A 22,581-nucleotide genomic window follows, 5' to 3' on the forward strand; every position below is an offset into this window, starting at 1 on the left:
CCTTTTCCCGGCCCCTTTCCCTCCTCTCTTCCTCCCCCTCCTTTCTCTTCCCCCCCCTTCTCCCCCCCCCCCCCCCCCCCCCCCCCCCCCCCCCCCCCCCCCCGCGCCGGCCCCCCGCCGGCGGGGGAAGGCGGCGGGGGCGGCGGGATCAGGCCGGGTAGACGTCGCCCGGCAGCTTGCGGTCGGCGCCCACGGTCCCGATGTGCCAGTACGGGTAGGGCGCCGGGGTCTCGCTGACCTTGTCGAGGCGGGCCAGCTCGTCCTCGGTGAGCGTCCACTCCATGGCCTGGAGGTTGTCCGCCAGCTGGTGCGGCTTGGTCGCGCCGACCACGGCCGAGGCGATGGCCGGCTTGGCCAGCACCCAGTTGAGCGCGACCTGCGCGACGGTGGCCCCGCGGTCCTCGGCGATCTGCGCCATCGTGTCGACGATGTCGTACGCCTGGTCGGGGTCGGTCAGCGGCGCCGACTCGGCGGCGGTGCGCTGCGAGAGCCGGCTGCCCTCGGGACGGCCCTCGCCCCGGCGGTACTTGCCGGTGAGGAAGCCGCCGGCCAGCGGGGACCAGGCGGTGATGCCGACGTTCTGGTCGACGGCGAGCGGGATGATCTCGCGCTCCAGGTCGCGGGCGGCGATGTTGTAGTAGCCCTGGTAGCAGACGAACCGGTTGAGGTTGCGGCGCTCGGAGACGGACAGCGCCTTCATCAGCTGCCAGCCCGCGAAGTTGGAGACGCCGATGTAGCGCACCTTGCCCGAGCGGATCAGGTCGTCCAGGGCGCGCAGCGTCTCGTCCAGCGAGGTCCGCGGGTCGAAGCCGTGGATGTGGTACAGGTCGATGTAGTCGGTGTTCAGCCGCCGCAGGCTGGCCTCGACCGCGGCGAACAGGTGGTGCCGGGTGGCGCCGACGTCGTTCGGGTCGTCCGTGATGCGCCAGCGGCCCTTGGTCCCGATGACGACGCGGTCGCGGACCTTGCCCAGGGTGCGGCCGAAGAACTCCTCGCCCATGCCGTTCTTGTAGACGTCGGCGGTGTCGAAGAAGTTGATGCCGGCGTCCAGGGCCTGGTCCATCATCCGCAGCACGTTGGAGTCGTCGACGGTGCCGAACTCGGACCAGTTGCGGTCCTCGGCCCCCAGGAAGCTCGCCGCGCCGCCGAACGTCATCGCGCCGAAGCACAGTTCGGAGACGGACAGGCCGGTGTCGCCCAGGTAGCGGTAGCGCATCTTCTCTTCTCCTGCTCTCGGTGTATAAGATTGCGATGAACCATAAGACATCTGATAGTAGTCGTCAATGAGATGGAGAAGCGCATGACCACCACACCGCCCCCGGAGCCCGAGCCCTACGACGTCCTCGTCGTCGGCGCCGGCCCGGCCGGCATGATGGCCTCCTGCGAACTGCTGCGCCGCGGCGTGCGCGTGCGCGTCGTCGACCGTGCCCCCGAGCCCTCGCCCCTGCCCAAGGCCCTGCTGGTGTGGCCGCGCAGCCTCGACCTCTTCGAGGACCTGGGCATCCTGGACGAACTGCGCGCGGAGGGCCTGCAGATCAACGCCTTCAGCTACTTCTCCGAGCGCCGGCGGCTCGCCACCTTCGACTTCCCCCAGGACCTCGCCCCGCTCTGCCTGCCGCAGAACGAGACCGAGGCGGTCCTGCGCCGCCGGCTGCTCTCCCTCGGCGGCAAGGTCGAGCACGGCGTACGCCTGCTCACCCTGGAGGGCCTCGACTTCGCCGGCCGCATCGAGGGCACGGGCCCCGTCACCGCCGTGCTGGAACACTCCGACGGCCGGATCGAGCGCACCCGGGCCCCCTTCGTCATCGGCACCGACGGGGCCTCCAGCGCGGTCCGCGCCCAGCTGGGCAGCGGCTTCGACGGCAGCACGTACGAGAGCGCCTTCGCCCTCGTCGACGCCCGGATCGAGGGCGCCCTGCCGCCCGACCAGGCCCTGTACTACCAGTCGCCGAGCGGAGCCCTCGTCATCGTGGCGCTCCCCGGCGGGGTCTACCGGTTCTTCTCCAGCCTCGCCCCCGGCGAGAGCGCCGGACTGGAGCGGATGCAGCAGATCGTCGACGAACGCGGCCCGCGCGGCGTCCGCCTCGTCGAACCCCTGTGGGAGACCGTCTTCCGCATCCACGCCCGGCACGCGAGCGCCTACCAGCTGGGCCGGGTCTTCATCGCCGGGGACGCCGCCCACGTGCACAGCCCCGCGGGCGGCCAGGGCATGAACACCGGCATGCAGGACGCGCACAACCTCGCCTGGAAGATCGCCGCGGTCGTGCACGGCGAGGCCCCCGCCGACCTGCTCCTCGGCTACGGGAACGAGCGCTCCGCCGTCGTCCGCCGGGTGGTGCGCGACACCGACGTCCAGACCCGGGGCTGGATGGTGCGCGGCCCGCTGGCCGTCGCCGCCCGGGACGCGGCGTTCCGCACCGCCGAACGTACGGGCGCCTTCCGGCTCTACGCCCCCGTCATGGCGGGCCGGCGCCTGTCCTACCCGGCGCGGCGGGCCACCCAGCTGCCGTCCGGCCGGACCGGCTGCGCCCTGCGCGCGAAGCTGCCCGGAGCCCTGGAGGTGGGCGGGGTCTTCCCGAGGGAGCTGGCCCTCCCGCACGGGATCGCCGGCCCCGCGGCGGGAGCCCCCTCCTGGACCCTCGCCGTGGTCTGCCGGGGCGAGGGCTCCGTCGCCTGGCGCACCCAGCTCCGCTCGCTCGCGGCACCCTGGCCGCAGGTGCGCGCCGTGGACCTGGCCGCCGGATCCGTCCGCCGCCGCACGGGCTGCGGCCGGGCCGGCTACTACCTGATCCGGCCCGACGGGCACATCGCGGCGCACGGCCACGAACGCGACACCGGCCGCCTGCTGGAGGAGCTCGCCGCCTGGCTCGGGCCGGCCACGGCCGCCTGAAGCCCGGTACGCACGCCGCGGCGCCGCCCCCGACACCGAGTTCCGGTGCCGGGGGCGGCGCCGCGCCGTGCGTACCGCCGCGCCGCGCCGTGCGTACCGCCCGGGGGACGCCCGAAGGGGGCGGCCGCGGGGCCGCCCCCTTCGTACGGTGCCCGGGCCCGCACGCCCGGGCCGGATCAGACCGCGGCCCGCTCCCCGTCGCGGGCCGCCGCGCGCCCGAGGGAGAGCTCACCCGTGGTCAGCAGGTCCAGCAGCTGCGCCAGTTCACGGTCCTGGGGCGTCGCGGTACGGAAGACGAAGTGCCGCAGCCCCGCCTGCTCGGGCCCGCCGAAGAACCGGAAGAAGCCGATGTCCGCGCCCTGCGGGGCGAAGCTCTCGTAGAGGAACACCGTCCCGCCGGCGGCGGTCAGCCCCAGCCCGGCGGCGACCAGATCGCCCGCGGCGGCCTCGTACACGACGTCGAAGGAGCCTTCGACGTCCTCCGCCACCGCGTCCGCCGTGACCACCCGGCGGGCCCCCAGCCGGGCCGTCGCCGCGGCCTCGCCGGCGTCCCGCACCACGGCGGTGACCTCGGCGCCCAGCGCGGACGCCAGCTCCACCAGCAGCCGGCCGATGCCCCGGCCGGCCCCGGTGACCAGGACCCGGCGACCGGTCACCGAGCCGGCACCGCGCATCAGGCGCAGCGCGGTCAGCACCGCCACCCGCAGGGCGGCGGCCTGCTCGAAGCTCACGTGGTCGGGCAGGACCACGGCGTACTCGGAGGGGAGGGTCATGCACGACCCCCACTCGGTACCCGTGGCCACACCCACCACCCGGTCGCCGGGCTGCGGGCTGAACCCCTCCGGAGCGGCCTTGAGGACGACCCCGGCGACGTCCCAGCCCGGCAGCCAGCCCTCGGGAAGCGGCTCGGCCCGGATCATCTCGTCGATTTCGGGGGCCACCGCGCGCACCGCGATCAGGATCTCGTCCTCGGCCTGGTCGGCGGCGCCCCGGGGGGAAGGGAGGGTGTGGGACTGGTAGGACATGGAAATTCCTCTCGTACCTGGTGGTGTTTCCTCGTACGGCTCGTGATCCGGCGTTCGGTGGGGCGGGTGGTACGGCGTCCGGCCGGGCCTTCGCCCGGGCGGACGGCGGGCGTCAGAACTCATCGGCGGCCAGCACGGACGCGCCGTCGATGCGGTCCACGGAGACCACGTCGAAGGACTCGGGCTGATCCAGGACGAAGGCCGGCAGGCTGAGCCGGCTCTCCAGCACCTGGTAGCGGATCCAGTCGTGCGTGTAGTGGTCGTCGGGCACCCCCGGGGCGAGGAGGACCCGCAGCTGCACCCGCTGCTCCCGGCCCACGGCCACCTGCGCCGCCGTCACCTCCCCGGTGGCCAGGGCGGAATCGACCAGCTCCCGGGCCGAGACGCCGCGCCCGTGGAGCCGGAAGTGCGGTGCGGCGGGGCCCAGCAGCCGGACGGCCGGCCCCGCGGCGCCGCAGACGCAGGTGGCGTACTCGGCGCGCTCCTCCGTCGCGTACCGCAGCAGCGGCGGGTCGCGGCGCGGGTCGAGGGTGGTCACGAGGACCCGGCCGTCGACGACTTCGAGGTGCTGGTGCGGCAGCGGGTGGTAGAGCCCGGAGAGGCAGTGCGGCCCGTGCTGGGCGGCGACCCCGGTGGCCGGCGACCCGTACAGGCGCCAGACCTGGGTGTAGGGGAAGCGGTCGGAGAGCAGCGCGTCCGAGGTCGTGTCGTGCAGGGTGCCGCCCAGCAGCAGCGTGCGCAGCCAGGGCAGCGGCCGTCCGGCGGCGGCGGCGCCCGCGAGCCTCGCGACGGTCTCGGGCGGGGCGCTCAGGGCGGTCACCCCCGTCCGGGCGAAGAAGTCCAGCCACGCGTCCTGCGCGCCGTCCGGCAGCGGGCCGAGCGGCAGACAGGAGGCGCCCGACGCGGCGGCGAAGCGGTTGAAGAACTGGTGGTCCGGACGCAGGCGTTCGCAGGAGTGCAGGTTCGTCAGGACGTCGGAGGGGCCGAGCGGGCTCCACGCGCCGCGCACCCGTTCGGCGAACATGTCGGCCGGCAGCAGGCTCAGCGCGGGCGTCCGGACCGTGCCGCCGTCCGCCCAGATCAACGAGCCGGCCGGCTGGCTCCCGGAGGCCAGGACCTCCTCCGTCGCCAGGGCCAGTTCCCGCCGGCTCAGCACCGGAAGGTCCGTCAGCCGCACCGGGCCGGCGGTCGGGAGGGCGGCGTACTTGGCCCGGAGCGAGGGGATCCGGACGGCCCGGCGCAGCAGATCGTCCAGTGCGGCGGGGTCGGCCGGTGCCCCTTCCCCGGATCCTGCCCCCGCTTCCGCTCCGGTGCCTGATAACGCCGTGTGCTGTGACGTGCGCGGAGCCAATGGAGTTCACCCCTTCTCGTGCACGGGTTCTCGGGTCTGACTGGAGTTCATTCTTGGGCTTGGGTCTAACTTTCTACTACAGGCCAACAACTTTGGGAAGTGGGATAGTTCGCGGAGTGGGCCCATCCGGATCTGACCTCCGATCCATCATTGTTCTCAAGTACAGACTTGAACTACGATCGAGGCGCGGTGGAGCTGCGGGGAGGTGGCTCCCGCGCACTCACATCGGACGAGGGGGCTCTCGTGGAAGCGTGGAAGGAAGAAACGACCGTCGCGGTCGTCGGCATGGGGTGCAGGTTCCCCCAGGCCAACAGCGTGGGGCAGTTCTGGGACAACCTGGTCGCCAACACCGACTCGGTGACGGAAGTGCCCCGGGACCGCTTCGACATCGACGCGCACTACGCACCCGGGCCGGGCGTACCCGGCAAGACGGACTCGCGCTACGGGGGCTTCCTGGACGATCCCTTCGGTTTCGACCCGGAGTTCTTCGGGATCGCCCCCGCGGACGCCACCGCCATGGACCCCCAGCACCGGCTCCTGCTCCTCGTCCTGCGCGAGGCGCTGGACGAGGCCGGCATCCGGCCCTCGTTCCTGGCGGGCACCCAGGCCGGCGTCTTCATCGGCCAGGCCACCGCGGAGTACACGCGGGGCGAGAACCTGAACGCCCACACCCTCCGGGAGGTCGCGGGCAGCGGCGTACGGGCGATGGCCGCCGGGCGCATCTCCTACGACCTGGACCTGCGCGGGCCCAGCGTCACCCTCGACGCGGCCTGCTCCTCGTCCCTGGTCGCCGTCCACATGGCCCGCCAGAGCCTGCTGGCCGGCGAGAGCGACCTCGCCGTCGCCGGCGGGGCCAATGTCATCCTCTCCCCCCACGAGGCGGTCGCCTACTCCCAGGCCGCGATGCTCTCGCCCGGCGGACGCTGCCGGTTCGGGGACACCGCCGCCGACGGCTTCGTCCGCAGCGAGGGCGTCGCCGTCGTCGTCCTCAAGCGCCTGCGCGACGCGCTCGCCGCCGGCGACCCGGTCCTGGCCCTGCTCCCCGGCAGCGCCGTCACCAACGACGGCCGCGCCAGCGGCTCCCTGATCCGCCCGGCCGTCCACGGCCAGACGGCGATGATCCGGGGTGCCTGGCGCAGTGCCGGCGCGGAGCCCGGCCGGCTGGACTACGTCGAGGCCCACGGGACGGGGACCCCCACGGGGGACGAGGTCGAACTCCTCGCCCTCGCCGAGGCCGTACGGGGCCACCGCCCCGCCGACCGGCCGCTGCGGATCGGCTCCGTGAAGACCAACATCGGCCACGCCGAAGCGGCGGCGGGCATCGCCGGCCTCCTCAAGGCCGTCCTGATCACCCGGCACCGCCTCATCCCCGCCTCGCTGCACGCGACGAGCCCGCAGCCCTTACTCGACGGGCCGGATGCCCCCCTCCGCCTCGTCACCCGCAACGAGCCGGTGGACCCCGGCCGTCCGGACGGACCGGTCGTGGCCGGCGTCAGCTCCTTCGGGCTGTCCGGCACCAACGCCCACGTCGTCGTCGCCTCGCCCGCCCCCCGGCCCGCGGCGCTCCCGCACGGGCTCACCGAACTGCCCCCGGACCGCCCCACCCACCTGCTGGTCCTCAGCGCGCACTCGCCCGCCGCCCTGCGCCGCCTCGCGGCCGCCCACGCCGCGCACCTCGCCCCCGGCGGAGCCGGCCGCGCCCACCCGCTGTGGGACCTGTGCGCCACCGCCGCCCTCAAGCGCGACGCCCACCCCTACCGCCTCTGGGCGAGCGGCGCCGACCACGACGGACTCGCCCGCACCCTGCGCGCCCTGGCCCAGGACCGCCCCACCCCCGACGGCGGCACCGGCGAGGCCGGGTTCGGCGGCCCGCGCCGCCCCGTCTTCGTCTTCCCCGGCCAGGGAGCCCAGTGGGCCGGCATGGGCCGCTCCCTGCTGGCCTCCTCGCCCGCCTTCCGCGCCGCCCTCGACGCCTGCGACGCCGCCGTCCTCGCCGAGACCGGACGGTCCGTGCGCGAGGTGCTCGCCGGGGCCGACGCCGACTCCTTCCCCGACCGGGTCGACACCGTCCAGCCCCTGCTGTGGTCCGTGCAGACGGCCCTCGCCGCGCACTGGCGCGACATGGGCGTCGACCCGGAGGTGTGCGTGGGCCACAGCATGGGCGAGGCCGCGGCCGCCGCCGCCACCGGAGCGCTCTCCCTCGCCGACGCCGCCGCCGTCATCTGCCGCCGCAGCGCCCTGCTCCAGCGCACCACCGGCCAGAACGCCATGATGGCCGTGGAACTCCCGGCGCACCGGGCCCGGGACCTCGTCGCGGACGAGCCCGGCGTCTGCGTGGCCGCCGAGAACGGCCCCAGCAGCACCGTCCTGGCCGGGGACCGGGCCGCCTTGCGCCGGACCGGCCGCCGGCTGGAGCAGGAGGGCGTCTTCCACCGCCTCGTACGGACCAACGTCGCCTCCCACTGCCCGGCCATGGACCCGCTGCGCGACGACCTGCTCGACCTGCTCGCCCACCTCACCCCCCGCCGCGCCCGGACCGCGATGCACTCGACGGTCCGCACCGCCCACCTCGACGGAACCGAACTCGACGCCGGGTACTGGGCGGACAACCTCCGCCGTCCGGTCCGCTTCGCCGACACCGTCCGGCACCTGGCCAAGGAGGCCGAGCACGTCTTCGTCGAGATCGGCCCCCACCCCCTGCTCACCCCGGCCGTCGAGGAGACCCTGGAGGAACTCGGCGCCCCGGCGGCCGTCGTCGCCTCCACCGACCGCCGCCTGCCGCAGCAGGAGGACCTGTCCCTGGCCCGGTCGCTCGGCGCCTACTTCACCCTCGGCGGCCCCGTGCGCTGGGACCGCTGGTTCCGTGACGCGGTGCGCCCCGCCCCGCTGCCCGCCTACCCCTGGGAGACCGAACGGCTGCGCCGCGAGGTGACGGCCGCCCCCGCCCCCGGCGGCGAGAGCCATGCCGCGGACATCCCGTACGACCACCGCATCGCCGGGGTCCGGCTGCACGGCCTCACCCCCGTCCCCCCGGTCGCCCACCTCGCCCACCTGCACGACCTGGCCTCCACCGCCGCCCGCGCCGAAGACGTCACCCTCAGCCGGGTCCTCGTGGGCGAGGGGTTCGTGGAGGCCCCGGCCGAGGACGGCGCCCCCCGCACCGTCCGCATCCGGCTGGACGCCGCCCGGCCCGGCGTCTTCACCGCCCGCGCGGACACCGTCGGCCCGGACCCGGTCGCCTGCCTGCGCGCCGACGTCCGCACCGGCCCCGCCCTGCCCTCCCGCTACGGCCGCTCCGACCTCGACGCCGCCCTCGCCCGCTGCCGCCGCCACCTGACGCCCCGGGAGTTCCTGGCCGGCGCCGCCCGCCGCGGCTACGAGGTGCTGCCCGCCGTACGGACCCTGCGCCACCTGTGGCTGCGCGGCGGCGAGGCCGTCGCCCAGATGTCCCGGCCGGGCCCGGGCATGCCCGCCCACGGAGCCTGGGAGGCCTGCTTCCTCCCCGTGCTCGCGGCCCTGCCCCGCACCCCCGGCGACCACCGGGCCTACACCGTCGAGGCCTTCGAACAGGTCCGCTTCCACGCGGACCTCACCGAGGAGTTCTGGGTCCACGCCGCCGTGGCCCCCCTGCTGCGCGGCGACCGCGTCCGGGCGTCCGTCCACGTCATCGGTGCGGACGGCCGGCTGCTCGCCGAGTTCCACGGCATCCGGCTGCGCCGCGTCGGCGCCGCCCCGCCCATGGCGACCCGGCTCCAGGCCGTCCTGTCCGTGCGGTTGCGGACCGCCTCGGCAGCCGCCGGTGCGCTCCGCGGCCCCGCCGGGGCCCTCGGACGGCTGCGCGGCGCCGTGGAACCCGCGCCGCACGTGCCCGGTTCCGCGGACCGGGCGGCGCGCGCGCCGGAGCGGGCGGAGCCGGGCGGGGAGGCGGGGGCGAAGACGGGGGCGAGCGCGGACGACGCGTACGGGAGACAGCCGGCGGACCGCACGGGCCAGTTCGTCGCCCGGGCGGCGCGGGTGCTCGGCATGGCCCCCGAACGCATCGACGTGCGGCGCCCGCTGCGCGACTACGGCATCGACTCCCTGACGGCCACCCAGCTCAGCCGTGACCTGCGGAGCACCCTGGACTGGGACGTCCCGGCGCGCCGGCTGCTCGGCGGCCAGAGCATCCGGGCCCTCACCGCGGAGGCAGCCGCATGACGTGTGCATGACCATGGAAAATGGACTGTGATTCATTAATTGATCGTGATACAAAAGGTCTGGTGTCGGTGCGGCGGGCCATCTCCCGCCGCTGGCTGGTCAGGAGGCCGGCGGCCCCGCGCGCCGGCGGTCGCGCGACAGGAGATCACATGACCATGAGCATCACCGAGGATGCGCCGAAAACCCCCCTCGCCCCGCTGGGCCGCCGGGAGCGCAACAAGCAGCGCGTCCGGGACAGCATCTACTACGCGGCCATCCAGCTCTTCGCGAGCCAGGGCTACGACCAGACCACGGTGGACGAGATCGCCCACAAGGCCGACGTGGCGCGCGGGACCTTCTTCAACCACTTCCAGAAGAAGGAGGACCTCATCACCGAATGGGGGGTCAAGCGCCGCGCCGTGCTGCGCGAGGGCCTCGCCACCGCCACCGAGGAGGACCCCCGCCGCGCGCTCCTGGAGTGCATGGTGCTGCTCGCCGACATCAGCCTGCGCGACAGCGCCCTCACCCGGGCCCTGACCACGGCCTGGGTCAAGGCGGGCTACCTCCTCCAGGAGGAGCCCTTCCTCAGCGACATGCTGAGCGAGTTCGTCGTCGAGGCGTTCCGGCGCGGCCGGGTCCCCGAGCACACGGACCCGGCCCTCGCCGGCCTGCTCCTGCGGGACGTCTACCTCGGCACCGTGTTCCGCTGGGTGCGCAGCCCGGAGGGCGAGAGGGACCTGTCGGCCGACCTCGTCCGCGCCTGCGAGACCGTGCTCGACGGGATCATGCCGCCCTCGCTCGACCGCTCCTGACGCGCGGCGTCAGCTTCCGCCGAGGGCCTCCAGGAGGCGGGTGGCGAAGCGGGCCGGGTGTTCGGCGCAGCCGACGTGGCCGCCCGGGAATTCCGTGAAGGCTCCGCCCGTCAGGGCTGCCAGGCGGGTCGCGGGGCCGTGCAGGGCCGGGATGCCGCGGGAGTCCTCGCCGGCCGCCAGGACGAGGCGGTCGGCGGAGGCCCTCAGGGCCGGCAGGTCCGGGGTGCTCGACGTGAACGGGTACAGGACGTGCTCCAGGAAGAACGGCTGGTTCGCGTACATGCGCGGCGCCATCTCCAGGATCTCGGGCGGCAGTTCGGCGGGCGGCCCGTCCGCCCCGTCCGCCCCGTCCCGTTCCGGGGTCCCGCCCAGGCCCTGGGCCAGGTGGGCCGTTCCGGCCGCCGGCCCCTGCGTCCGCGCCAGTTCGCGCACCTCGGCGAAGAGCGCCCGGTACGGCGCCGGGTCCTCCAGCACCTCCACCAGCGGCGGCTCGTGCGCCACCACCCGGCGCACCCGCTCCGGGTGGCGGGCCAGCAGGGCGAGCGCGGCGACGGCGCCGGCGCTGCACCCGAGGACGTCCGCCGGCGCGCCGGGGGAGAGCAGGTCCAGGATCCGGCGGGCGTCGTCGGCCCAGTCCTCCGCCCGCTGGTCGCCGGCCGGGCCGTCGAGGGTGCTGCGGGACTGGCCCCGGGGGTCGAACGAGACCACCGTGCGTCCGGCGGCGGCCAGGGCCGGGGCCATTCCCGCGTACAGTCCGGCGTCCGCGCCTCCGCCGGGGATCAGGAGCAGGACGGGGCCGCTGCCGCGCCGCTCGTGGTACAGGGTGGCTCCCGGGACGGCGAGCGTCCCGGTGACGGGTGCGGACGCGGGCGTCGGTGTGGGCGTGGGCGTAGGCGTCGGTGTGGGCGTGGTCATCGTGGGTCCCCCTCGTTCTTCGGCGGCCAGTTCGTCAGGGCCGTGTGGAGTGCGTCGAGCCCGCGCGCCCAGGACGTGCGGACCTCGCGGGAATGGCCGAAGGCACCGCTCAGCTCCAGGTGGACGTAACCGTGGAAGGTGGCCCGCAGCAGCCGGGCCGCGTCCGTCAGGTCCGGGTCCTCCAGCCCGTAGGCGCGCAGCATCCCGTAGGTCAGCTCGACGCTGCGCAGGAGCCCCGCCGAGCCGGCCACCTCCTCCGGCTCGAACCGCATCTGCGAGGCGGCGTATCGGCCCGGGTGTTCCAGGGCGTACTCCCGGTAGGCGTCGGCGAACGCGACCAGCGCGTCCTTGCCCGACCGCCCGGCCACGGCGACCGCGATCCGCCCGGTCACCTCCTCACCGGCCAGCAGCGCCACCCGCACCCGCAGCTCCCGCAGATTGCGCACGTGCGCGTACAGGCTCGCGTCCTTGACGCCGAACCGCCGGGCCAGCGCGGACAGCGAGACCTTCTCGATCCCCACCTCGTCCGCCATCTCGGCGGCCGCCTGCGTGAGCCGTGCGGCGTTGAGTCCTGCGCGCACCATGTGCCGCCTCCCTGGCTCCCTGGTCACCCTAGGCATTAACCTAGAGCCTCTAGGTTGGGGTTGTCCAGCGGGTCAACGGACCGCCGGTGCGGGCGTGTAGTCGCGCAGGGTGATGTTCTCGGCGGCCTTGCGGGCCATCTTCGCGGGCATGTTCCTGCCCGGCAGGTACGGCATGACCTTGTAGTAGCGGTTGAGCAGGCCCGCGAGCAGCCGGCTCTCGGGGACCATCAGCTTCGCCACCCCGTCGCCCATCTTCTGGCAGCCCTCCGCGTACGCCCGCATCTCCTGCTCGTAGCGGGCGAAGGCGGTGCGGTGGTCGCCGCGGGCGGCGGCGAGCTCCCCGGCGAGGACGTACGCGCCCACCAGCGCGAGCCCCGAGCCCATGCCCGACAGGGAGGACGGGCAGTACGCGGCGTCGCCGAGCAGGACGACCCGGCCGCGCGACCAACTGTCCATGTGCACCTGTCCGACGGAGTCGAAGTAGAAGTCCGGGGCGCTGCGCATCCGCTCCAGCAGGCGGTCGCTCTCCCAGCCGTTGCCCGCGAACCGCTCGGTGAGCAGCGCCTGCTGGCGCGCCACGTCGCGCCGGTCGAGGCCGAGCTGCGGGGAGCCGAAGTAGAAGACGGCCTTGGCCTCCCTCCGCTCGCGGCCGCTGTACATCGCCACGAGCCGGTTGGCGGTGCGGTAGCAGTGCCCGGTGCGGTCGAGGCCGAGGTGGTTGTCGGTGGTGAACACCGCGCAGTAGACGCCGAGGTGCCGGACGTGGCGCTCGTGCGGCCCGAAGACCAGGCCGCGGGTGCGTGAGTGCAGCCCGTCGGCGCCGACGACCAGGTCGAAGCGGCGGGGCGCGCCGCGCTCGAAGGTGACGTGGACGCCGTCGGCGTCCTCGGTGAGGGAGGTGACGGAGTCCCCGAAGACGTACTCGGTGTGCTCCTTCGTCGCGTCGTGGAGGATCCGGGCCAGGTCGCCCCGGAGCACCTCCAGGTCCCCGGCGAACAGGTCGGCGGGCAGCTTCGCCTGCGGCTTGCCCGCGGCGTTGACGTACGACATGGAGCCGGTACCGGTCCGGGCGGCCCGGAGCTCGTCCAGGATGCCCATGCGGCGCAGCACCGTCAGGTGGGCCTCGCCGCGGAAGTCGACGGCGTAGCCGCCCTCGCGCAGGGCGGGGGCGCGCTCGACGATCGTGGGGGCGAAGCCGTGGCGGTGGAGCCAGTAGGCCAGTGCCGGGCCGGCGACGGAGGCGCCTGAGATCAGGACGGTCCGGGCGGCGGTCTGCGGGAGGGCGTGCGGCGTGTTCGGCGTGTGCGGCGTGTTCGTCATGGGGAGCAGCCTGCGCGGGGGCGCTCACCGGGCGCTCACCGCCGGCTCACCGCCCGGGCCGGGACGCCCGGTCGCCCCCCGGGGGGGCGCCGCCCGTGCGCGGCGCGGCCCATGCCGTTTCTGGCCATGGTGCCACGGATGCACCATAATGGCGCCATGGATCTGAGGCCGTACGTAGAGAACCTCCGGCACGAGCTCGCCGTCGCCGCCGACGCGGGCGGGGACGAGGCCCGCGCCCTGGCCGGCCGGCTGACCGCCCCGCTGGAGTCGGCCGCCCGGCTCACCCTGCTGAGCGCCCTGTCCGACGCGATGGACGAGGTCACGCGGGACCTGGCGCCGGGATCGGTGTCGGTACGGCTGCGCGGCCTGGACCCCGAGTTCGTCGTGACCGTCCCGGAGACCGAGCCCGCGTACGACGAGCGCCCGGCCGCCCCGGCCGCGGCACCGGCCCCCGCCCCCCTCCCCGAGGGCGAGGAGGGCGGGACGGCCCGGATCAACCTCCGCCTGCCCGCCCACCTCAAGGCCCGGGCCGAGGAGGCGGCGGCCCGCGAGGGGATCTCCGTCAACTCCTGGGTGGTCCGCACCCTTTCCGCGGCCCTGTCCGGGGCCGCCGCCGAACAGCCGCCCGCGGGGCTGCGCCGCACCCGGGCCGGACAGAGCTACACCGGCTGGGTGCGCTGACCCCGCGCCGCCGGGCCGCCCCGCCCTCCCGTACCCCCTCGCCCGCCCGACCCGCGGGACCCCGCACCACGTCATGAGGATCGGACCGCCATGCAGAGCTTCGAGACCCCCGCACCGATCGCCCTCTCCGTCGAGATCGAGGCGGGATCCGTCCGCGTCACGGCCGGCGCGCGACCGGAGACGGTCGTCGAGGTGCTCCCCGCCGCCCCCGGCGACCCGGAGGACGAGCGCGCGGCCCGGGACAGCAGGGTCGACCACGCCGACGGCACGCTGACGGTGCGCGGCCCGAGGAAGCGCCTCCCGTTCGGCCGGATCGGCTCGGTCGAGGTGCGCGTCGAGCTGCCGGCGGGCTCCCGCGTCCGCGCCGTCACGGGAGTCGGCCCCCTCGTCCTGGACGGGGTCTTCGGCGCGTGCTTCGTCAAGTCCGGCGCCGGCGACATCCGGGTGGCCCAGGCCGGCCCGGCCGAACTGCGCACCGGCCACGGCGACGTCCGCCTGGACCACTGCGCGGGCGACGCCGAGGTGCACGGCGCGGGCCGGATCGGCATCGGCCGGGTCGACGGGGCGGCGACCGTCAAGAACCTCAACGGCGACACCGAGATCGGCGAGGTCACCGGAGAGGTACGGGCGAACAGCTCCAACGGCGCCATCACCGTCGAGCGGGCGCACGCCGGCGTCGCGGCCAGGACCGCCAACGGCGCCATCCGGATCGGCGAGGTGGCCCGGGGCCGGGCCGACCTCCAGACCGCCGCCGGCCGGATCGACATCGGCATCCGGGGGTCCGTCGCCGCCTGGCTCGACGTCACCTCCCGCCTGGGCAAGGTGCACAACGCCCTCGGCCCCTCCGAGGGCCCGGAAGGCTCCGAGGGCGTCGTCGAGGTCCGGGCCCGCACCGCCATGGGCGACATCGTGATCACCCGCGCCGCCTGACGGACCCGGCCCGGCGGCGGACCGGCCCACGCCCTCCGGTCCGCCGTCCCCGCCCGCCGGGCCCGGGCCTCAGCGGGCCGCCGGCACCGGGTTGTCCAGGGTGAGGGCGGTGCAGCGGACGCCGCCGCCGCCCTTGCGCAGCTGCGCCGTGTCGAGTTCGACCACCGTGCTGCCCCGCTCGCGCAGGGTCGCGGCCAGCCGCGGCGCGCCGGTGGTCATCGTCACCGTCGTGCCGTCGCTGACGAGGTTGAGGGCGAAGGCCCGGGCCTCCTCCGTACCGACCTCGATCAGGTCGAGCCCGAGGGAGCGCAGCAGACCGACGCTCTGCGGCTCCAGGGCGTCCGGGTGGTAGGCGAGCGTGGCCTCGTCGATCACGGCCACGGCCAGGTCCAGGTCGTACCACTGCTCGCCGGCCGTGCGCAGCGGCACCACCTGGTGGCCCGTCAGGTCCGCCAGGACCTCGTGCATCCGGCGGTCCGTGCGCCGGCCGTGGCCCGCCAGCAGCAGGTCCCCGCAGGCCAGGGCGTCGCCCTGGCCGCTGAAGGAGTACGGGGCGTCGTACACGTCGATGCCGTTCTCCTTCAGCCACGACCGGAAGTAGGGGATCTCCGCGGCGCGGGCGGCGGGCGGGTCCCCCAGCACGGCGCGGTCGCCGCACACCCAGGCACCGTTCGCCGTGTACACCATGTCGGGGCACTCCGGCGCGGACGGCATCCGGTGGACCGTCCGGCCGGCCGCGAGGTGGGCGGCGGCGATGGCGTCGTGCTCGGCGACGGCGGCCCGGGCGTCCGGCTGGACGCGCGTGTCCATGTACGGGTTGATGACGTAGTCGATGCGGAAGTGGGTGGCGTCGGACATCAGCAGTTCGGTGTTCATCCATCGACTCCAGGGGCGGGGTTGAGGGGCGCGGCGTGGCGGGACTGACTGGTCCGGACGGTGGCAGAGCCGGGCGGACCGGAGCGGAACGGAAGGCGGCCGGCAGGTGGTCTGCGCCCGGCCCGGACGGGTCGCCGGGTCCCGCGCCGGACGGCGCACACGGCTCCCCGCCGCGCGTACTCCGTGCTCCGCCGACGCGACGAGGTGCGGTGCGGTGCGGTGCCGGGCGGCGGGGGTCCGGGGGCAACTCCCGGCGTGGGCCGGACGAGCAGGATCCGGAAGGGACGGCCCGGGCGGGCGCGTCACCGCGTTCGAGCATGGCAAGTCCGGCCTCCGCCGGGCAATGCCTCCCACCCCTGTCCCGCCGGCGGGACGCCCCCGCCCCACCCGGCCCGCTCCCGCTGCGGCGTACGGCGCACAGCGCTCCCGGCGCCGGTCGGCGGCGCGGTCCCGTCCGGCCGCCCCCGGAGGCTCCGTCAGGGCGTGCCGGTGGTCAGGGTGTCGATGACGTCCTCGGGGAGGCCCAGCAGGCGCAGGGACGCCGGGGTGGGGTCGCCCAGTACGGACGCCGCCGCCGCGGCGGCTTCGGCGGAGCGGGAGCGGGCCGTCGTATGGTCCCCGTACGACCGCGCCACCCGGGCCAGGCCCGCCAGGGCCCGTACCCGGCTCCCCGCGCTCTTGACCCAGTGCGGGTCGATCCGCTCCAGGGCCTCCTCGTACAGGCACCGGGCCCGCGCCGGGTCCCCGTCCCGCAGGGCCAGGTCGCCGAGCCCGCGCAGGGCCGCCCCCAGGGCCGCGGAGCCCCCGGCCCGCCGGGCCAGGGACGCGGCCCGGGCGTAGTCGGCGCCGGCCCGCGCCGGGTCCGCGTCCGCGAGGTGGTCGGCCCGGTTGACCAGCAGGTCGGCGCTGTCCTCCAGAGCGCCGAGCCGCTCGGTCAGCGCCAGGGCCTCGTCGGTCAGCGCCACCGCCCCCGACCGGTCCCCGCGCGCCGCCGCCATACCGGCCAGCACGTCCAGGACCAGCGCGCGGCCCCAGAGGTCGCCGACGGCCCGGAACCCCTCGGCGGCCTCGGCGAAGTCCCGTTCGGCGGCGGCCGGGTCGCCCGCCCCGAGGGGCCCGAACCCGGACACGTACGCCGCCGCCGCCCGCACCCACGGCTCGGCGCGCCCGCGCTGCGCCGACACCAGCGCGAACGCCTCCATCGGATCGGCCTCCGCCGCGTTGCGCAGCATCCACACCAGCAGCACCACCGGGTACCGCCCGCCCGCGCCCTCCCGCGCCCACGCGGCCGCCAGCAGGCGTCCGGCCCGCGCCCGGTGGCGCCGCCACGCCGCCGGCCCGCCCGGGCCGGCCGCCGCCAGCAGCACGCACGCCGCGTACTCCTCGCCCAGCCCGGCCGGCGGAGCGTCCCCGACGCCGTCCAGCACCGCCGCCGCGCACGCCGCCACCGACCCGGACACCCCGCGGATCCACAGGTACGCCGAGGCCGCCGCCAGCAGTTCCAGCGCCGCGTCCCAGCGCCCCTCCCCGGCCGCCCGGTCCAGCGCCGCCAGCAGGTCGCCGTGCCCGGCCGCCAGCCGCTCCAGCCACTCCGGCTGTCCGGCGCCCCGCAGCTGCGGATCGGCCGCGCGCACGAGCTCCCGTACGTAACGCGCGTGCGCCTCGCCGGCGGACACGTCCTCGCCCGCCTCCCGCAGCCGCTCGGCGCCGTACGCGCGGATCGTCTCCAGCATCCGCAGGCGCCCGCCCGCCCACTCCAGCAGCGACTTGTCCACCAGCGACTCCAGCACCCCGGCGTCGAGCACCCCGGCGTCGAGCCCCTCGGCGTCGAGCCCCTCGGCGTCGAGCGCCCCGCGGTCCGGCTCCCCGCCCCCTGCGCGGCACACCTCCAGCGCCGTCCGGGCCGTCGCGCCCGCGGGGAACACGGTGAAGCGCCGGGCGGCCCGCCGCTCCGGCTCGGACAGCAGGTCCCAGCTCCACGCCACCACCGCGCGCAGCGTGCGGTGCCGTTCGTCCGCGCCGCGGTTGGCACGGGCGGCGGCCATCCCCAGCCGGTCGTCGAGCCGTTCCGCCAGGTCCTCCACGTCCATCGTGCGCAGCCGGGCCGCCGCCAGCTCGATGGCCAGCGGCAGGTTGTCGAGGGCCGCGCAGATCCGCTCCACCGGCCCCGGGACCGCCGTGAACCCGCGCCGCACCGCCGAGGCCCGCTCGGTGAACAGCCGTACGGCCGCCGCGTCGTCGAGCGGCCGCACCTGCCACAGGTGCTCCCCGATGACGGCGAGGGGCTCCCGGCTGGTGGCCAGGATCCGCAGCCGGGGACAGAGCGCCAGCAGCCGCCCGGCCAGCGCGGCGGCCTCCTCGGCCAGGTGCTCGCAGTTGTCCAGGACCAGCAGCAGCACCCGGTCCGCCAGCGCCGTCGCCAGCCGCTCGACGGGCCCCTGGCCGCCGCCTCCGCCGAGCCGGAGCCCGTTCTCGCGCAGCCCCAGCGCCGCCAGCACCGCCCCCGGCAGGCCGGCGCCCTCGCGCAGCGGGGCCAGCTCGACGAAGCACACGTCGTCTGCGGCGGCCTCCGCCGCCTCCGCCGACAGCCGGGTCTTGCCCACCCCGCCGGGCCCCACCAGCGTCACCAGCCGCGCCACCCGCAGCATCGCCGCCACCTCGGCGACCTCATCGGCGCGCCCCACGAACGAGGTCAGCCGGGCGGGCGGGCGGACCTGCGTCGGGGAGGGGTCGAAGTCCAGCAACTCCCGGTGCAGGGCGACCAGTTCGGCGGAGGGGTCGCTGCCGAGCTCATCGGCCAGCCGGGTGCGGGTCTCCTCGTACACCGCCAGCGCCTCGGCCTGCCCGCCCTCCGCGGACAGGGCCCGGATCAGCAGGGCCGCGAGGCGCTCGCGCAGCGGGTGGCGGCCGGTCAGCTCCCGCAGCTCGGCCACCGCGGCCCGGTGGCCGCCGAGCCGCAGCTCGGCCTCGATCCGGTCCTCCAGCGCCCCGAGCCGCAGCTCCTCCAGCCGTACGCCGGCCGCCCGGGCGGTGTCTCCCTCCGCCAGGTGGGCCAGGTCGGCCAGGGCCGGTCCCCGCCACAACTCCAGCGCGCCGCGCAGCAGTTCCGCCGCGCGTACGGGGTCGTCGGCGGCCAGCGCGGCCCGGCCCTCGCGGGCCAGCCGCTCGAACCGGCCCGCGTCCACGTCCTCCGGGTCCACGGCCGCCCGGTACCCCGCCCCGGCCCGCTCGATCACGGCCGGTCCCAGCGCCGCGCGCAGCCGGGACACCTGGGACTGGAGGGCGTGCGCCGACAGGGAGCCGTCCGGGGCCAGTTCGTCCGCCAGCCGCTCGGCCGCCACCACCTCCCCGGGGCGCGCCAGCAGCAGGGTCAGCAGGGCGCGCCGGGCGGGTCCGCCCAGGGGGACCTCGGCGCCGTCGTCGCGTCGGGCCAGAGTCTCACCGAGGATGGAGAACCGCATGGCTGTGATTATCCACGGGAGTCGATCATCCGATGATCGGCCGGCCGGCGGGCCGGCCGGCGGGGGCACGGGCGGTCAGCCGAGCGGCCCGAGCCAGGTCCCCCCGGAGACGTCCACGGTCTGGCCGGTCACCCACCGCCCCTGCGGCCCCGCCAGGAACCCGACCACGTCGGCCACGTCCTCCGGCTCGCCGAGCCGCCCGAGCGCCGTGATCCCCTCCAGGGCGGCCACGACCTCCGGGACGGCCGTGTAGCCCGCGGTCATGTCGGTGCGGACGGCGCCCGGCGCGACCGTGTTCACCGTGATGCCGCGCCGGCCGAGCTCGTTGGCCAGCGTGGGGGCCATCGCCTCCAGGGCCGCCTTGGTGACGGTGTAGCCGATCTGGCTCGTCACCGCGAAGCGGCTGGCCGTCGAGCCCATGTTGACGATCCGCCCGCCGTCGTTCAACAGCGGCAGGGCGCGCTGGACCACGAAGAGGGGGGTGGTGACGTTGACCGCCAGCAGCCGGGCGAACTCCTCCTCGGTGACCTGGCCGATCGAACTGCCCGAGCCGATGCCCGCGTTGTTGACGAGGATGTCCAGCCCGCACCCGCCCAGCCCGGCGGTCAGCCCCTCGAACAGGGCGTCCACCGCGCCCTCCTCCCCGAAGCGGGCCCGCACCGCGAAGGCGAGGCCGCCCGCCTCCTCGATCCGTGCCACCGTCTCCAGGGCCGCCTCCTCGTTCCCGCCGTAGTGGACGGCGACCAGGGCGCCCTCGGCCGCCAGCCGCAGCGCCACCGCCCGGCCGATCCCCCGGGAGGCGCCCGTCACCAGTGCCGTCTTGCCGTTCAGCGTGCCCATGACCTGCTCCTCGTACCGGGCCGGACCTCCGTGGTCCGGCGACGGGAACCACAGTCGTCCGGCCCGCTCACCGCGCGCTCACCGCCCACTCACCGCTCCTGGTGGAGTCGTGGTGGTGTCATGGTGGCGCCTGCATGGAGTCGCCATGATCCAAGGGTGGTTCGGGGCTACCGGGGGAAACATCTGCCCGGATTCGAAGGTTTTTGGCGCCGTCGCCCGCCGCCATGGCGTCAGACAGAGTGCCGGAGTGACTCCCCTCTAGCGCCATGTGTGTGCCATAGTGGCGCCATCGATCGGAGCGGTGCCGTACGGGCCCGCTCCCCTGCCTGGGAGTCTGTTGCGCCATGGCCACCTTCCTCTCCAAGACGGGCCGCTTCGCCTTCCGGCGGCGGGGCCTGGTGACCCTGCTGTGGCTCGCCGTCCTGGTCGCCGTCGGCCTCGCCGCCTCCACCGCCCCGCCGCCGCCCGCCGACACGTTCTCCATGCCGGGCACCGAGTCCCAGCGGGCCTTCGACGTGCTCAAGGAGAAGTTCCCCGCCGCGAGCGCCGACGGCGCCACCGCCCGCGTGGTCGTCCGCGCCCCGGCCGGGCAGAAGGTCTCCGACCCCGTCCAGAAGGCCAAGGTCGAAGGCCTCGTCGCCGCCCTCGCCAAGGCACCCGAGGTGGTCTCGGCCTCCGACCCCTTCACGACCGGCACCGTCAGCAAGGACGGCACCACCGCCTACGCCGTGGCCGGGTACAAGGTCTCCGCCCTCAAGCTGACCGACGCGGCGCACGACGGCCTCGACGCGGTAGTGGAGAAGGCCCGGGCCGACGGCCTGACCGTCGAGGCCGGCGGTGACGCCGTCAAGGTCGAGGCCGCCATGGGCGGCGCCGAGGGCATCGGCATCCTCGTCTCCGCCGTGGTCCTGCTGCTCACCTTCGGCTCCCTGGTCGCCGCCGGCATGCCCCTGCTCACCGCCGTCATCGGCGTGGCCGTCGGCAGCGCCGCCGTCACCGCCCTCGGCAGCACCCTCGGCCTGTCCGCCACGACCTCCACCCTGGCCATGATGATCGGCCTCGCGGTCGGCATCGACTACGCCCTGTTCATCATCTCCCGCTACCGCGCCGAGATCTCCGAGGGCCGTGACCGCGCCGACGCGGCCGGCCGCGCCGTCGGCACCGCCGGCTCGGCCGTGGTCTTCGCCGGCCTCACCGTCATCATCGCGCTCGCCGGACTCGCCGTCGTCAACGTCCCGATGCTCACGAAGATGGGCCTCACCGCCGCCGGCACCGTGGCCATCGCCGTCCTCATCGCGCTCACCCTCGTCCCCGCCCTGCTCGGCTTCGCCCCGGTCAAGGTCATGCCCCGCCTGGAGCGGCGGGCCCTCCAGGGCAAGCCGCCGACCCCCCGCCTCCAGCGCCGGGCCGACCGGCTCGCCGCACGCACCAAGCCCAACCTCGGCACCCGCTGGGCGCAGTTCGTCGTACGCCGTCCCCTGCTGGTCCTGGCCGTCGGCGTCCTCGGCCTCGGTGCCCTCGCCGTGCCCGCCACGAGCCTCCGGCTCGGCCTGCCCGGCGAGGGCACCATGGCGCCGGACACCACCCAGCGCAAGGCCTACGACATGCTGTCCGAGTCCTTCGGGCCCGGCTTCAACGGCCCGCTGACCGTCACCGTCCAGGCCAAGGACGCGGCCGCCGCGGCCGGCGCCGTCGGCCGGGAACTCGCGGCGGTCGAGGGCGTCGCCACGGTGACCCCCGCGACGCCCAACGCCGCCGGTGACACCGCCGTCCTGGGCGTCGTCCCGTCCTCGGGACCCACCGAGCACCGGACCGAGGAACTGGTCGCCACCCTCCGCGCGAAGGCGGGCGCCATCGGGGCGGACACCGGGGCCGAGATCCTGGTCACCGGGCAGACCGCCCTGTTCATCGACTTCTCCCGCACCCTGGACGAGGCGATGCTGCCCTACCTGGGGCTGGTCGTCGGACTCGCCTTCCTGCTCCTGGTCCTGATCTTCCGTTCGCTGCTGGTCCCGCTGAAGGCGGCCCTCGGCTTCCTCCTGTCGGTCTCCGCGGCCCTCGGCGCGGTCGTGGCCGTCTTCCAGTGGGGCTGGTTCGCCGACGTCCTCGGCATCGAACAGCCCGGCCCGATCATGAGCACCCTCCCCATCTTCATGATCGGCGTGGTGTTCGGCCTCGCGATGGACTACGAGGTCTTCCTCGTGACCCGGATCCGGGAGGCGTACGTCCACGGCGCAACGCCCACCGAGGCCGTCGTCACCGGGTTCCGCTACGGCGGACGCGTCGTCAGCGCCGCCGCGATCATCATGACCAGCGTCTTCTCCGGCTTCATCCTGGAGACGAACGACTTCGTGAAGATGGTCGGCTTCAGCCTCGCGACCGCCGTCCTCTTCGACGCCTTCGTGGTCCGCATGGCCCTGGTCCCCGCCCTGTTCGCCCTCCTCGGCCGGTCCGCCTGGTGGCTGCCGCGCCCGCTCGACCGGCTGCTGCCCGACATGGACGTCGAGGGCGAGAGGCTGGACCGGCCGCGCTCCGTCCCGGTCGCCCAGGGCGGCCCGGCCCCCCGGACCGCCGAGCGCGCCGAGGCCCGGCACGACTACTCCGCCTGACCCCGCGCACCCGTACCGGGGGGGGGGGGGGGGGGGGGGGGGGGGGGGGGGGGGGGGGGGGGGGGGGGGGGGGGGGGGGGGGGGGGGGGGGGGGGGGGGGGGGGGGGGGGG

Annotated in this window: 15 protein-coding genes; 6 read left to right on the forward strand and 9 right to left on the reverse strand. The window is 75.6% G+C overall.

Annotated elements, in window-relative coordinates; genetic code table 11:
• Positions 1-148 precede the first annotated feature (148 nt).
• Complete coding sequence (locus ACZ5NJ_RS31540) at positions 149-1,216, reverse strand: aldo/keto reductase (RefSeq protein WP_468769302.1); 1,068 nt, start codon at positions 1,214-1,216, stop codon at positions 149-151.
• A gap of 84 nt (positions 1,217-1,300) precedes the next feature.
• On the opposite strand from ACZ5NJ_RS31540, the gene ACZ5NJ_RS31545 reads away from it, so the two are divergent.
• Positions 1,301-2,890: an FAD-dependent monooxygenase gene (locus ACZ5NJ_RS31545; RefSeq protein ID WP_468769304.1), complete on the forward strand. Its 1,590-nt coding sequence runs from the start codon at positions 1,301-1,303 to the stop codon at positions 2,888-2,890.
• A gap of 176 nt (positions 2,891-3,066) precedes the next feature.
• Here ACZ5NJ_RS31545 and ACZ5NJ_RS31550 read toward each other — a convergent pair whose 3' ends face one another.
• Both ACZ5NJ_RS31550 and ACZ5NJ_RS31555 read right to left on the reverse strand, forming a co-directional pair.
• Entirely contained in the window at positions 3,067-3,915 is an 849-nt protein-coding gene (locus tag ACZ5NJ_RS31550; protein ID WP_468769306.1) for a zinc-binding dehydrogenase, read from the reverse strand.
• Between the two features lie 112 nt (positions 3,916-4,027).
• A complete protein-coding gene (locus ACZ5NJ_RS31555; RefSeq protein WP_468769308.1) occupies positions 4,028-5,266 on the reverse strand; it encodes a hypothetical protein in 1,239 nt (412 codons plus the stop codon).
• A gap of 243 nt (positions 5,267-5,509) precedes the next feature.
• On the opposite strand from ACZ5NJ_RS31555, the gene ACZ5NJ_RS31560 reads away from it, so the two are divergent.
• Together ACZ5NJ_RS31560 and ACZ5NJ_RS31565 are read left to right on the forward strand one after the other, a co-directional pair.
• Positions 5,510-9,463 (forward strand): type I polyketide synthase, encoded by a 3,954-nt coding sequence (locus ACZ5NJ_RS31560; RefSeq protein WP_468769310.1) that lies wholly within the window; start codon positions 5,510-5,512, stop codon positions 9,461-9,463.
• Between the two features lie 149 nt (positions 9,464-9,612).
• Positions 9,613-10,254: a TetR/AcrR family transcriptional regulator gene (locus ACZ5NJ_RS31565; protein ID WP_468769311.1), complete on the forward strand. Its 642-nt coding sequence runs from the start codon at positions 9,613-9,615 to the stop codon at positions 10,252-10,254.
• Between the two features lie 9 nt (positions 10,255-10,263).
• Here ACZ5NJ_RS31565 and ACZ5NJ_RS31570 read toward each other — a convergent pair whose 3' ends face one another.
• From ACZ5NJ_RS31570 to ACZ5NJ_RS31580, 3 genes are all read right to left on the reverse strand, one after another.
• Positions 10,264-11,169: an alpha/beta fold hydrolase gene (locus tag ACZ5NJ_RS31570; protein WP_468769312.1), complete on the reverse strand. Its 906-nt coding sequence runs from the start codon at positions 11,167-11,169 to the stop codon at positions 10,264-10,266.
• A complete protein-coding gene (locus ACZ5NJ_RS31575; protein WP_468769314.1) occupies positions 11,166-11,753 on the reverse strand; it encodes a TetR/AcrR family transcriptional regulator in 588 nt (195 codons plus the stop codon). Before ACZ5NJ_RS31575 ends, ACZ5NJ_RS31570 begins: the two co-directional genes overlap by 4 nt.
• A gap of 72 nt (positions 11,754-11,825) precedes the next feature.
• A complete protein-coding gene (locus tag ACZ5NJ_RS31580) occupies positions 11,826-13,073 on the reverse strand; it encodes an FAD-dependent monooxygenase (RefSeq protein ID WP_468769315.1) in 1,248 nt (415 codons plus the stop codon).
• Between the two features lie 156 nt (positions 13,074-13,229).
• On the opposite strand from ACZ5NJ_RS31580, the gene ACZ5NJ_RS31585 reads away from it, so the two are divergent.
• Both ACZ5NJ_RS31585 and ACZ5NJ_RS31590 read left to right on the forward strand, forming a co-directional pair.
• Positions 13,230-13,754 carry a toxin-antitoxin system HicB family antitoxin gene (locus ACZ5NJ_RS31585; protein ID WP_468769317.1) on the forward strand — a complete coding sequence of 175 codons (525 nt, stop codon included), beginning with the start codon at positions 13,230-13,232 and terminating at the stop codon, positions 13,752-13,754.
• 90 nt (positions 13,755-13,844) lie between these two features.
• The gene (locus ACZ5NJ_RS31590; protein ID WP_468769319.1) at positions 13,845-14,684 is read left to right on the forward strand and encodes a DUF4097 family beta strand repeat-containing protein; all 840 of its coding nucleotides are present in this window, start codon (positions 13,845-13,847) and stop codon (positions 14,682-14,684) included.
• 69 nt (positions 14,685-14,753) lie between these two features.
• On the opposite strand, the gene ACZ5NJ_RS31595 is transcribed toward ACZ5NJ_RS31590, so the two are convergent.
• The 3 genes from ACZ5NJ_RS31595 to ACZ5NJ_RS31605 form a co-directional block, all read right to left on the reverse strand.
• On the reverse strand, positions 14,754-15,560 hold the full coding sequence (locus ACZ5NJ_RS31595; protein ID WP_468769321.1) for a dimethylarginine dimethylaminohydrolase family protein: 807 nt from the start codon (positions 15,558-15,560) through the stop codon (positions 14,754-14,756).
• Between the two features lie 476 nt (positions 15,561-16,036).
• Positions 16,037-19,021 carry a BTAD domain-containing putative transcriptional regulator gene (locus ACZ5NJ_RS31600; RefSeq protein WP_468769323.1) on the reverse strand — a complete coding sequence of 995 codons (2,985 nt, stop codon included), beginning with the start codon at positions 19,019-19,021 and terminating at the stop codon, positions 16,037-16,039.
• Positions 19,022-19,096: 75 nt separating this feature from the next.
• Positions 19,097-19,861 (reverse strand): SDR family NAD(P)-dependent oxidoreductase, encoded by a 765-nt coding sequence (locus tag ACZ5NJ_RS31605; RefSeq protein ID WP_468769325.1) that lies wholly within the window; start codon positions 19,859-19,861, stop codon positions 19,097-19,099.
• A gap of 344 nt (positions 19,862-20,205) precedes the next feature.
• On the opposite strand from ACZ5NJ_RS31605, the gene ACZ5NJ_RS31610 reads away from it, so the two are divergent.
• The gene (locus tag ACZ5NJ_RS31610) at positions 20,206-22,470 is read left to right on the forward strand and encodes an MMPL family transporter (protein ID WP_468769326.1); all 2,265 of its coding nucleotides are present in this window, start codon (positions 20,206-20,208) and stop codon (positions 22,468-22,470) included.
• Positions 22,471-22,581: the final 111 nt, after the last annotated feature.

The organism is Streptomyces sp. NPDC032091, assembly GCF_055580265.1.